Source organism: Leptospira haakeii, from assembly GCF_002812045.1.
Taxonomy (GTDB): domain Bacteria; phylum Spirochaetota; class Leptospiria; order Leptospirales; family Leptospiraceae; genus Leptospira_B; species Leptospira_B haakeii.
Genome location: NZ_NPEG01000003.1, coordinates 47,066 through 60,293, shown reverse-complemented (window position 1 = coordinate 60,293; position 13,228 = coordinate 47,066). Strand labels below are relative to the sequence as shown.

Annotated in this window: 6 protein-coding genes; 1 reads left to right on the top strand and 5 read right to left on the bottom strand. The window is 40.8% G+C overall.

Annotated elements, in window-relative coordinates:
* Positions 1-28: 28 nt before the first annotated feature.
* From CH377_RS07925 to CH377_RS07905, 5 genes are all read right to left on the bottom strand, one after another.
* Entirely contained in the window at positions 29-1,036 is a 1,008-nt protein-coding gene (locus CH377_RS07925) for a putative solute-binding protein (RefSeq protein WP_100723469.1), read from the bottom strand.
* 54 nt (positions 1,037-1,090) lie between these two features.
* A complete protein-coding gene (locus CH377_RS07920) occupies positions 1,091-2,089 on the bottom strand; it encodes a hypothetical protein (RefSeq protein WP_100723295.1) in 999 nt (332 codons plus the stop codon).
* Between the two features lie 129 nt (positions 2,090-2,218).
* Positions 2,219-3,796, bottom strand: a complete 1,578-nt coding sequence (locus CH377_RS07915) for a BTAD domain-containing putative transcriptional regulator (RefSeq protein WP_100723294.1) — start codon at positions 3,794-3,796, stop codon at positions 2,219-2,221.
* A 372-nt stretch (positions 3,797-4,168) separates the two neighbouring features.
* A complete protein-coding gene (locus CH377_RS07910; protein ID WP_100723293.1) occupies positions 4,169-7,882 on the bottom strand; it encodes an Ig-like domain-containing domain in 3,714 nt (1,237 codons plus the stop codon).
* A gap of 5 nt (positions 7,883-7,887) precedes the next feature.
* Positions 7,888-11,511 (bottom strand): tryptophan 2,3-dioxygenase, encoded by a 3,624-nt coding sequence (locus CH377_RS07905; protein WP_100723292.1) that lies wholly within the window; start codon positions 11,509-11,511, stop codon positions 7,888-7,890.
* Positions 11,512-11,949: 438 nt separating this feature from the next.
* On the opposite strand from CH377_RS07905, the gene CH377_RS07900 reads away from it, so the two are divergent.
* Complete coding sequence (locus CH377_RS07900; RefSeq protein ID WP_100723468.1) at positions 11,950-13,092, top strand: AraC family transcriptional regulator; 1,143 nt, start codon at positions 11,950-11,952, stop codon at positions 13,090-13,092.
* The last annotated feature ends 136 nt before the right edge of the window (positions 13,093-13,228 follow it).

Here is a 13,228-nt window from a genome sequence, read left to right as displayed (position 1 = left end):
CCCGCCTTTTTTGTGTTAGTTTTAGAAATTATTCCAGGTTATCCGCGCACTCAGCGGCTTCTTTATCCGCGCTGCAACGAACCCTTTTCATTAATTTCAGAATGGTAGGATGATATACTTTTTTGTCTCTCAGCCTAATTCTAACTTCTCTGAATTTTTCGAAATAGTTCTTTTGAAGATCTTTCGGAACTTCTATCCAAAACTTAGCTGGAATTTCTTGCTCAGCTTTTTTGGTAAGAGAAAGCATTGCATCAAATTGAGTTGCTGCCCATGCTCTAGATGTATTCCCGAAACCCTCTGCAAAATCTTTGTGACGAGCCACGATTTGGAAGGTCAATTGTCCGATCGGAAAACGAACGATTCCACCATTCGGAGAAATCCCTTTCATTAATTCCAAAGGTTTGATCCCGATTGCCGGAGAATAACAAGCATCCGCTCTTCCGTTATTGAATATACCTGCAAAAGTAGCGATCTCGGCGGGAACCATAGAAGCTCCTACGATATCCACCATAGTAGTGGCAGCCTGATCGTAAGTTAAAGTAGCGATCTTTCTACCAGCCAAGTCTTTGATATCTTTCAGGTTTTTGTCTCTTAATAGAAGATAAACAGCTCCACCTGGGAACATAGCCATGGTCTCGAAGTCGCCGTCCGTGTTCAGTTCTCTTACTTTAGGATTTGATAATGCTTCGATTGTTTTGCGGAGAAGGTCATAACTTGGCAATGCACCGATCGCTTCAATGGATCCTGATTCATGCACATAACTTCTTACTCTAAGAGAAGTTAAGAATGCCATATTACATTTTCCGGCTTTGAAGTCGGAGTTTGCTACCACTTCGTCTGTATAAGCTTTTAGATCCAGACGGATTCCCCATATTAAAGCTTGTGCTTGGTATCTTTGTGCCGCTTTAAACACGTCTCCGTGTGCTCCGGAAGGATCGAATACACACATGGATCGATCCACAGTCTCCGCTGCTCCCACACCTACGGACATCCAAGTCCCGAGAATGATTACCGATAGAATGAGAAACTTCTTCATATAGTTTTTTCTCCTTAAGGTCCCTTTTTTTTCGTTTTCCACCCAAGAACCCGCTCAAAGATCTTTTAACAGATCGTCTTCTTCTTTATTGTTTTTCTTTTTTCCCGGGAAAGAGGAGAAGTTAATCGGTCCCCTATGTCCGGTCTCTTTCATCCAAATTTTATCAGATTCATGACGTGATAAATTTTCAGCAAACGCTTCCAAGAAAAGATATTCTTTCTTAGCAGGGATTTGGCTGATAACTTTAGAATGTTCTAATATAAGTTTTTTGATCTTCTCCACATCACCTTTTCCGGCTGCGGCTTGGATCTGGAAGGCTCTGGACATACGAACTCCGGCTTGGTCGCCCTGTTTAACGGCTTCTTCCATTTGTTTATTAGCATCTTTTCCATCAGGAGTCGCACCCGGAACGGAAAGCCATACAACAGCTTCTAATGCTAAAGGAGTTCCCCACCATTTTTTGGAATCCAAACATTTGGATCCGCCTGCAACAACGCTAGGCACTTCACGAGTGATCCCGGCATATCCTTGAGAAGCAAAATCGTGAAGAATTGCCAATAATCCGGAAGAAAGTCCTACCAAATAATATAACTCTTCGTCATCGCTGATAGAAGGACATTTCCCATTCCATTCTCCGAAGTATTGAAGGAATCTATTATGTGCGTCCCCGTATCTTTTTGCGGCAACCCCATGGTAACGGATCTGTCTTGCCTGGTGATCCAATGCTTCTTCTCCCTTACCCTTACGCACTGCTGCAATATATAAAAGTTCAGCCTCTTGAGCCTGCTTTTCTGCACACATCCCTGCTCCCATTTGTGCTACCATAGTAGCCAATTCCACAGAAGCTCCTGTCCTTTCAAAAGAAGCTACCAAAGGTCCAAGTGCAGTTCCTCCAGTACAGATCGCATCCAAATCGTCGGAAGCCAGATAAAAAGGAACCAAATGGTCTTGGGCGTAAGAGTTTAAAGTTTTACCGGTAACTCTATATACGATGGAACAGTTTGCCAGGGTAATTGTAACAATCGTTACAAAAAAAAGGATTCGTTTATTCATTTTAATTCGGGGGTTATTTTTTACTTAGAATATGGGGGATTCTGGAAGAACGTACAGAAGGGATTTACTTCGTCCAATATTTTTTTTCTAATGAGCGTTTTATTTTATAGTGCAGCGTTTCCAAAACAATCAGCCCACTGGAGAAGTAACTCGTATCTTTTCAATGAGTGAAACTGTTTCTTGGTCAGGTTCCACGCCTAATTCTTTTTTCAGGATCTTCTTCATATCCTCGAATTTGCGCAGAGCTTCGTTTTTACGATCAAGAGATTGTAAAGATTCGAAATGAAATCTCCAAGCTCTTTCGTCCAGATCATCCAGACGGATCCAACTTTCTGAATCGGAAAGTAGAGAATTTGCATCTCCTGCTTTCTGAGAATATTCACATAGAATTCTATAAATTTCGATCAGATTCTTGCGTAGATATTCACGTTTTAATTCCGATTCCGGGAAATACAGATCGAATTCGAAAAAGTCCCCTGTATATAGTTCTTGTGCTTCTCTATAAGATTGCACCGCCTCTTCTTCTTTTTTGTTCCGAAGAAGTTTTCCTGCAGCCTCGAATTTTTTCTCGAATTCCACAAAGTCAGCTTCTACCAGATCAGGATGGAAGAATAATCTATCCTCAGCGAATACGACTGCTTCCGGGTTCCCTAATATTTTACGAAGACGGAAAAGTAATGCATGTAAGCTATTTAGAGCATTTTTCTCGGACATCCCTGGCCAGAGATTCTCTAATAATTCTTCTTTATGAACACCTTTCCCAAAACGAACTAATAATAGTTTAATGAGTTTAAGTAGTTTTTTCTTACTGGAATATTCGGCTGCAGGGATCTTCTTTCCGTCCAAATCCAATTCTAATGGACCTAAAGCCCTAACACTTAACTTTTTAGGATTACGACCCTTCTCTTTATTAACTGCAGATTCGGAACCTTCTACACTTCTGCCCTTTGTTTGTAGTCCAAAAGAAGAAGCTTCCGGCTTAGTGAGCCATTTGGAAACTGATTCCTTGAATTCCATTCTGACTTCCCTTTCTGACTTATTCACCGTTAGGAAGCTATCCACACAGAACATAAGGATCAAAAAGCTAAAATGAGAAGTATAAGGAATACCGATTATATCGCTCGCTACCAGGATATCCGCTATCAAACTCGCAAAGAATAATACCAATCCGTAAAATAGGAAATGATTCCTGAATCTATTCTTACGGACCTGACCCATTACTTTCATAACGGTCCATATAATCATCAGAATACTAGAAAGGAAGATAAACTGCATGATCGTAGGCTGGTCTGTTTCGTAGATGATAATGCCTAAAGAAGGAAAATGTTTAGGATGAGAAACGCTCATTGTATAAGCGTTTGGATCCTGCAATAGTATCCCTACCAGGATCAAGTTCATGAATACGTATAGAAGAATGAAATCTCTGCTAAAAAGTTTTTTATAATTATTCACGAACAATGCGATAAAGGTGGCAAATACTACCGCTGTCGCATTCTCCACTCTTTCCCAGATCAAGGCCCTTTCCGGATTTTCTGCATTGATTGTTTGGATAAAACAGAATAAATAAGCACCATACGCTACTTGCAATAATGCAAAATAAAGAAGGTATGATTGTTTCCGATTTCTAAAATATAAAACTAAATTATGAATCGTACGGTAGACTAGTACAGTCACCACCAAGTAACATGAAAGCTGGTAATACGTCATATCCACTTTTCGTTTCCTATCTTATCCGGATTCCTGCAACCCATTTATGAAAACGGGACAAAAATTGTGACTAAATGCTCACTATTTTTAAATGCAAGTATTTGAATGGGTTTCCTTTTCATTTTTATAAAATTATATAGCACGTTCTAACGATCGTTATGAAATAATGAATGCCGTTCGATAAAAATCGAACAAAAACTTTTGCGAAACTGTAGCAAAAGAAAATCAAAATTACACAATCTTAATTGAGTGAAGACTCACTCATAAGCTTTTTCTAATTTAGTAATCCGAGAAGCTCCTTAAAAAAAAACCGAAAGGGGAAAACCCTTTCGGTCATTTCGACATCTAGTTTTTCGAAATAGCTAGGAGTATTTAAGGGCAGACAATCAGAGATGCAGGATCTGTTACAGCCTGTCCTACAAATCTCATTCCTCCTAACAGATACGGATCCGCAACTTGAGGAGTATTCAAGGTGAAGAATTGTACCTTATCACTCTTCGCACTGATCGCACAGGATTGAGTTCCTGCAGGGTTGATCAATTTAGGGAATGTGATATCCGGAGGCATAGGTATCTCTTTCATAATACTGTTTACCATTGGAATTACCAGAGTGGTGACTAACGGAGCGATCACCGACTTAATACCTTCAGGATCCAAACCGAATGGATTGTAAGTTTGCCCTTCCAAAACTTCTACTGCATAATCCAAGTTATTCACCGGATCTAAGATCACCTGAAGTGCATTCAAGTTAGCAAACGCAGGGTTATTGGTCGGGTTAGAGAACATTTTGAAACGGAAGTCTGCATCTGCAGCAAAACTGATCCTAACTGTTCCAAGAGTTTGTTGGTAACCGTTCGCTCTTGTATCCGCTTGGCATTCGGTAAGTTCGGTATCCACAAGCCCTGTGCAAGAAGTCGGTTTTTTAGCAACGATCTGTAATTGCATTTCAGTGAAATACAATCTCATCTTAGGTACTCCAGCGGAAGTCATAGGTTTGAACTTCACGTTAGGAGCATGGATCGGAGACATCACCATATCGATATCATCATAAGATTTTACCGGAGGCGCAATTGCGTTAGAACCATTTAGACCTTGTAATTTGTTTCTTCCTGGCACGAGGATCGTAACCAAAGGAGAAGCTTTTAAGAAAGAAGTGGTTAACGCAAATAGTGGGTCCGCACCTGCAAAAGCGTTCATTCCATCGATGAATGCCTTATTCAAAACGATATCCAATCCCCTTCTCTGCCATAAATGGAATGCAGCCTGAGAAATTGTATCAGTGTGCATGGATATCAAGAATCCAGGGTTCGCAGCGGATTGGCTGAACTGATATGTAGAAGGAGGTGGATTCGCAGCAGTCCAAGTCCTGGTCGTAACCATTCCGGTTTTTCCGGACTGGGTCCTTAGTCCGGCTGGTGGGTTATAACCACTTGTAAACGCGAAGTCCAAAGAAGTCACAAGACCTTTATTAGTTCCATCATGTTTGATAGAAGCATCCGTATTCAGTTTAAACTTCACTGTTAACGGGAAGTTTCCAAGAGGTGGAGGAAGATAACTTGGTAAAGTAATCGTAACCCCAGTATCTCTTAAATCCGCAATTACAGAGTTCAGAACGTTTGGTGCAATCCTTTGTACGATATCCCTAAGCATATACTGAGTGATGATCTGTTTTACTTGGTCTACAGTTAGGTTCGCCATATTACTCAACTCTTCTCTACCTACGAGAGCTTCGATGATAGTGTTGAAACCTTCACTACCATGAATGTAAGTCATTGGAGCTGTATACATGAAGTCAGAAGTATCTTCTCCAGGATATAAACCTGCTAAAGACATATGCAAAGGGTTTGCCCATGGGCGAATGAAGAAGTTATTCGTATTCGAAAGTATCTGTGCAATACTAGGATTATCAGGGAAGAAATCGTCATTCACAGTGAATGGAGTCCTAACGGTCATATTGATCAAACCGTCCGAAGTCACTGTCATATTATTACGAGTACGAGCTAAAGCCAAACGGGGTTTAGAAAGTTTTACGTCGTTCCAATCATAACCTGCTGGGTTCAAAACTCCTTCTACTGCTGGATCCCAGTTCAACTTAGCAGTTGTTCTGAATACAAGCAATGCTCCTGGTCCGTTAAATGCTCCATACCAGTCCTCAAAACGAGACACGACTAAAAGATCCACTTCTGTATATCTGGATTTTAGATCCAAACCTAAGCCAGGATTTACTCCTCCAGAACCGGGGTTCACTTTTAAGTCTGCAACAACGTTTCCTAATTGGGTCCCAGTCCCTGCGGCACAACCATGAGTTGCGTTATTCGATCCACAACGAACCATCTTAGGAAGTCTCATGTCCGTTACGTATACGTCTAATGTGATCGCTGCACTTCCGTCCGCAATTCCACCGGATGCTACGTTTAAGATAGCGCTATATTTAGAGAATGGTCCCGGAGCTATTTTTTCGATATGATATGAATCGAAGAAACATGCAGGGAACGCACAATCTAATAAGTCTTCTCCGGCTGATGTAATATCTCCTTCCGGTCTACCGAATGTAGAGAATACTGTAGAAGTATATCCGCCGTTTTTATAGGTTTTTACGTCGGTAGGATAATGACAAAGACTCCAAGCAGCCTCACCCCAATGGAATAAATTCTTACAAGCTTGAGGGTAATTCGCGTTATTCTGGTTTTGGCCACAATTATTACTATTGTATATATTCCACCATTGGTCTCTATCGATCCCATTTCGTTTTTTAGGGTGATAAGGAGGTCCGTTATCCGTAACACAATCAGGGTGTCTTACCCAACAATATCCCCTTCCTGCACCGCCTGATTTAGCTCCGAATACAGGAATATATTCGAAATCTTTAAAGGCAGCTTCGTTCGCATTACCGGACATCTTACCGTCTTGTCTCATACAAGCTTCACCGATAGTCCAAGCATTGTTCTCGAAGAATTTTTTCTTAGGAAAATCGGGCATTCCTAATAAGAATTCCTGGAAGGTACGAGGTATTCCGGTTGAATCTTTTACTTTGAAAGCGCCTGTGGTATATTTCTGGATGGCTTTTCCTAAGAATGGGAGCATCTGAGCCTCATCCATCACACCGTTTGCTACGTAAGGAAGAACGCCGTTCGCATTCTCTAATTTACCGTAGTTAAAGCTGAAATACTTACGGAAAGTTTTTCCGTTGGCAGTAATGATCTCGTAGTAGTAGGTATTCCCACCGACAGTAGGAGGGACCTGAGAAGTATTTAAGTTCAAGGAAATTGTAGCACTCATTGAGCAAGGAGGAGTGGTACAAATATCCTGAGAATTAGTAGAACCAATCTTTTTTAAAGAAACTGATTGGATATAATTCTCACCTACTACCGGATTTACATAATTTGAAGCCAATTGTAATGCAGCAGACTGATCGAATGTCATATCATTCGATCCATTGAGAGTATATTGACTTCCTTGAGTAATTTTATTAGTCAAACTATAATCCGCAGTCGTTCTAAAACTAATATTATAATTTTCTAAAGAAACTCCAGCAATGGTAGCTGCATTCGGATTAATAGTAAGAGTATAGGTCTCTGTAGGTTTTAATTCACGATATGGGTTAAAAAATAGCCTTTGAGGACTTTTCCAGTAAAATTCTCCACCAGGATTAGGTCCGATCAGATTCCCTGAATTCCCAGTAATCGCAAAATTTTGCTCTACTGTGGTTTTATTCATTGGGTGAGAAAAGCGGATCTCTAATTCCTTGTATCTATCCACGTTCTCAACAGAATTAATGAATAAGGTAGCCTGAGGACTGCTAGAGCCGAAATCTACCGGAAGAACAGCGGTATCATTGTCCACACTGTTATACGGAGGTTGAAGATTAGGATTAGCATCAAATATCCTTCCCCCTGAAAAGAATCCCAAGTCGAAAACATCCGACATTGCAAATCCTTTCATTTTCTCCGGGCTACATCCTAAAACTACAGCCCACAAAATAGAAAGGATTACGAGTTTGATTCCCTTATCGACATTAGAAATTTTTATATTTTTCAGATTCATTTCCAGCCCTCGACTCATTTTTCCCAAAAAAATTCTCTTCATTATTCTCACCGGGTGAATACCGTAACGAACCTATCCCAATAGGTGTCAGAGTTTTCATCTTCGTTAAATCTGTCGTAGAATACGAACCCATCCGGGAATTGTTTTTTACCCGTTGAAGCAAGATCCGCAAAAATACCCATCAACACTCCTGCCGTATAGATCAGTGAGCTTTCGTCTTCTCTTTGTGTTTGTATCATGTCCGACACCAAAAGTCTTTTGGCATCTTTGAATATGGATTTGAGTGAATACGGACTTCTCATATCCGTTTCTAAGTAAGTATAGAATTCTCCAGTCTTAACGATTCCCATCAACACTCCCACGGTGCTTCTTCCGTAAGGTGCGGAAACTTGTGCCAAGTCGGCCGTATCTACGCTTAATAAATTCGTAATTAAATAATCCTGGGTGTTGGTATTATCACGAACAAGTCCTCCCAAAAGATCAACGACAGAGGTCAATTGAGCGTTTGTAGGAACATTGTCTATGATCATATCCATAGAAAAATCCAAGGTTGAGATAAGACTATAAACAGAATCCGGATCAAAATAATCTCGGATACGGACTGCCCATACCCCCAACCTATCCCATTCAGGATCATAAATATTGGTAACTCTCGAATCAGGGAAAGCAGCTACCATATCTCGGATCTCACCCAGATATCCTTGCAGATTAAATTGAATAGCAGTAGGACTTTCGTTCGAAAGTTTTATCTCACCCATCAAATCTGCGATCGCCTGGAAAGTAATTTGAGCTCCGCTTGCTCTTTCCGGTTTTCCCATTTCAGCCAGCATTTGTACGAAAGTGCTTAAAAGATCCGTTCTTGAAATTAGATTCAAAAGACCGTCTTGGTATCTTCTTTCATTTTCTGCGAGGATAGAAAGAGGAGAACGTACTGGTTTACTCGAGATTGGATCCAAATAACGGAAGAAATACTCTCCTTCAGTGGAGGAGTTACTTCTGATATCAGAATCAACATTGACTGTTTTTACAACATCGATCGTAGTACCCGGGGTACTTGATGAAGGATCTTGGATACGAGCAAGTAAAGGTCTAGTTAAAGCCGCACTCAATCCGGTTAAAATTTGGAACGGGTTTTTATTTAAGCTTGGACTTGCTTGATCATCTAGAGTCCATGCAAGGGAAAGTATCAAAGGTAGAAGTCTATTCCTTTGCTCCCAAGATTCATCTACCGATTTTCCATATAGAGCAACGTTTGGTCCGGAAGGTAAAATTTTGTCCGGAGTCAAAAAGGATAATCTTTCCATAACAGCAAAGTTTGCTGCAATTACCTGAGGTAGAACACCGTACCCGTCCGGATCCGGATAGAAGATACTATATACGGAAGCATCTCCTAAGCTATTGAATGTAAGAGGCCCAGTTCCGCTGGTGCCATAATCCCAAGCCTCTAAGTAGAATAGACTATCACCGGGAACATCTGAAAAATTTTCTTGAAGAATTGGCACCCCAGGAGTCTTAAAGTCAGGCTTACTTGCTGGAGTTGCACATCCAGGTTTTAAGAATGCATTTTTAATTTTCCAAATCGCATTCAGATTGTCTGAACAATTTGTTCCGCTAGCTAAAACCGGTCTTGCATTCATCAAACCAGTCAACCCGTTTGCAATCACAGTCACAAAAGCAGCCATTTTGTAAGGAACTCCATTGCCCAAGGAGGCACGAAGAGGGATCACAGCTACCATACGTTTTTCATGAAGTAGCCACTGGAAGTTCTTATAGATGGCTTCTTCGTCGGTATTTACAGCTCTTTCAGTAGCGTTATCTTTTGCAATTTCCCAAACTGGGATGCTCCATCCTTTCGCGCCGGAAGCATTTACTCCTGAGGCAACCGGAGTGAAAGAGTTATTTGCAACAACCGCATTTGTTTCTCTTCCTCCAGGACCTACCCATTTACAAATTGTTCCACCACTACAAGAACCGCTTGCAGTATTGGATACTTTGATCCTATATTCAGAAGAATTCCAAGATTCTTTATAAATCTGATCTATTCCGTTCGAATCTTTATAAAGTTTTCCATCGATGGTATATACGTTTCCATTCGAGTCTGTGCGGTTTTTATTATAATATGGCCCGCCTCCGGAAATCAAAATTGTCCGGATCAATTTCATGATAAATGGAATTGTTTTAGTATAAACTGCATCGTTCGCAGCAGGGATGATGTTTGGGTCCGGAGCCTCTAACAAAGTTAAAGTGGGGGTATTCAACCCGATCGTCAAAGCGGTAGGAGTACTTGCGTCCCCGTTTTTAAAAACGGCTCCGTCATTCGCACTTTGCTTCATGAATTCCTTAATCCCGATCGATCCGGTCATTGCAGAATTCATAGAATGAATACTATCACCTACAGTAAGCACTCCTCCGGTCATCGGGCCGCCATTCGAACCGTTCGTTTCTAATGCTTTCGTAGTGTTATCACTAAGATTTGCCCAACGATATCCGTAAACATCCGACAAAGTCAGAATGAACATCAAAGATTCAAGAGCGGTAATTGGACTGCTAGTGATGTTCGCTGGATTGGATCTGTCCAAACCGTTTGCGTCTAATCTGATTAATTCTCTTAAAGAGTGATCCACACCAGTAATGCTTGTTGCGAAATCAAACTTTGCGAAATTTTTCGCCATTTCTAAGGAGAGAAGAACATTCGGATCTGCAGTAAAGTTTCCACCCTTCCCAAGCATTGGTCTCAGATAGCGAAAAGACTCAGATAAAATGGAAGAAAGCTCCGCAGGATATGTAGCATCCCGATAATCAGCAAAACTAGGATCAGAATATAAAGTATAATCGTCATCGCTCGGGTCATTATCCCCAGGCAAAACGGGAGTAGCCGCAGTATAATAATTCTCTAAATTAACTACTAGATTTTTCAGAACTGTTTCGGATGATTTAGCATCACTAAAACCTGCTCTTTGGCGAAACGACTTTCCTACCGCAGATATCATCTGAATCAACTTTTCTTTCATTACTCTGTCAGCAATGAGAGAAGGATCCACCATCCCTTGGAGTAATCCTTTAATCGCCGCTTTCGCATTCGCGTTTTGATTGATTGCCTTGTCTAGTACATCTTCCAATTCCACAAAAAGGATCTTAATTTCAGGATCTTTTAATATTGTAGAAACCTCTTTAAATTTGGTTTCCATAGTTTCTTTGGAATAAGTAGTATACATGTATTTCAACGCAGTCTGGCTAAGCGGTGCCATATTACGAAGTACAGGTTTACGATAATTGCGTAATGCTTCCAACCAAGGTTGAAGTGTATCGAATGCGTTATTCGGCGCGTTCTCTATACGATCTAAAAGAGAATGAACTCTAATGAGAGACTGACGCACATGAGCTTCCGGCTTAAGAAGTAGATCTCCGGAAACCCTTAAGAATCCTACGATATCCTCTCTGTAAGGAATAGTCATAGAAGATTCTAATTTAAGATTAAAACTGATAGGTTCTAAACTTTGGAAACCTGATTTGATGGAAGGATAATCATCAAACAAATTGAAAAGGCGAATTCCCTTATAATCGATATTATCGTAAAAAGTATCCGCGCTTGTTTTCTCTCCACCTGCCTGACAGCCCATCCCCAGAGCCAAACAAAGCGAGAAAAGAATGTGTGCTTTCTTTATATTCATATCTATTAGCTTATCCTAACAGTTTCTTTCCAAGTGTGGACAGCATAGCGATCGCTACATAAAGCGGGCTTATATCAGGCTTATATTTCCGGCGCATTTGGAAAAAAATAAGCGAGGCTCTATAAAAAGTTTCCGGCTGATTTTGGGTTCTTTTTAAAATAACAATCGTTATTCAATATAGCATTTTTCGAATGAAGGTCTCAATCTATCTTTTGAGACTTCGATTTTGTCTATTCGAATTAAAACTATATTACGAAAAACGAAACTACCCTTCCATCCCTTGGGAGATGGGTTAAACAAAACGATCGTTTTATAAAATTTATTCTAGATTTTGTTCTAAATTGTAGAAGGTACTACAAAATTCATCTCAGCCTGAACGACTCCAAACCACGAAGGGAATCCTTGACAACTTGCTCAGATTTTTTCATTCTCCCTGCCATGCCTCCAGATGCAACGGGAAGTCTTAGTTACTACAATCCAGGGATTTGGTTCCAAATCCTTTGGGCGATCACCCAATTCGGAACTGCACTTGGAATTCTAATGTCTTTTGGGCAGCTTGTGATGGAGAATAAATCAGCTCTAAACAGGCTTTTGGCCCTGATTTTCCTGATATTAGGCTTAATACAAGGAAGCTTCCTTCTATTAGTTTCCGGTTTATATGTAGAATTTCCCAGGATTTCTCTTATCCAATTCCCGCTTATCGCATCCGTAGGCCCTATCCTATTCGGGATCCATAGTGTAAGCCAGGACAGAGACTCGGAAGGAGTCTCCTATTTAGGATTAGAAAAGAAACATCTAGTTCTGCCGGGTCTTGTTTGGGTTGTATATTTTCTGGCAGTGTTCCTTCTTCCTCAAGAATGGATCCTTGAAAAGATATCGGTTTTTTTGAAAGAAACCGGCTGGAATGAGGGGGAAATCCTACTTTCTTCTCCTATTCTAATCCTGGTCTTCTATATTTTGCTCATCCTAAAAGGGAGTTCCGACCTACTTAGGTGGGAGGTACTACAAGAGGAATGGACCGCCAGGATCTTGGCATTCATGGTAATTTCTACATTCGTGAATCTTGGGTTCGGTGCAGTCTATTTATCCAGTAAGTCGCCTATCTTCCTTCTGGCTTGCTCCTCAATGATGGGGATAAGTCTTTGTCTCGCCTACCTGATCGGACACAAGCGGCCAGCCTTCTTCCAAGTGCTCCAAGAAGTGAGCCAGGCCACCAGGCAAAAATACGCACGCTCCCTTCTCTCTGGAGTGAATAGACACGCACTCAGAGACAGCCTTACCCAACTTATGGAAAAAGAAAAATTATACAGGGATGAGAACTTGGGGCTCGCAGATCTTGCTGACGAACTTGCACTTTCTACTCATCAGGTTTCAGAACTGATCAACCAAGAACTCGGTAAAAATTTCTCCGCGTTTGTGAATGATTATAGGATCAAGGAAGCTTGTGAACTTCTACAAAAAGAACCGGACAGATCCATCTTGGACATAGCATTCGAAGTTGGATTCGCCACCAAATCCTCATTTCATAGAGCATTCCAAAAACATACAGGCAAAACTCCTTCCGAATTTAGAGGGAGTTAATTAGTTTGTTGCCAAACTAATCACGGGGAGTCGCGAAAGAACCAGTAAAAATTTATAGATTGGGACCAAATACCCAGTTGCATTCGATCAATTGAGACGACTGTTTTCAAAAATTTCCGTAAGATATGGACAACCG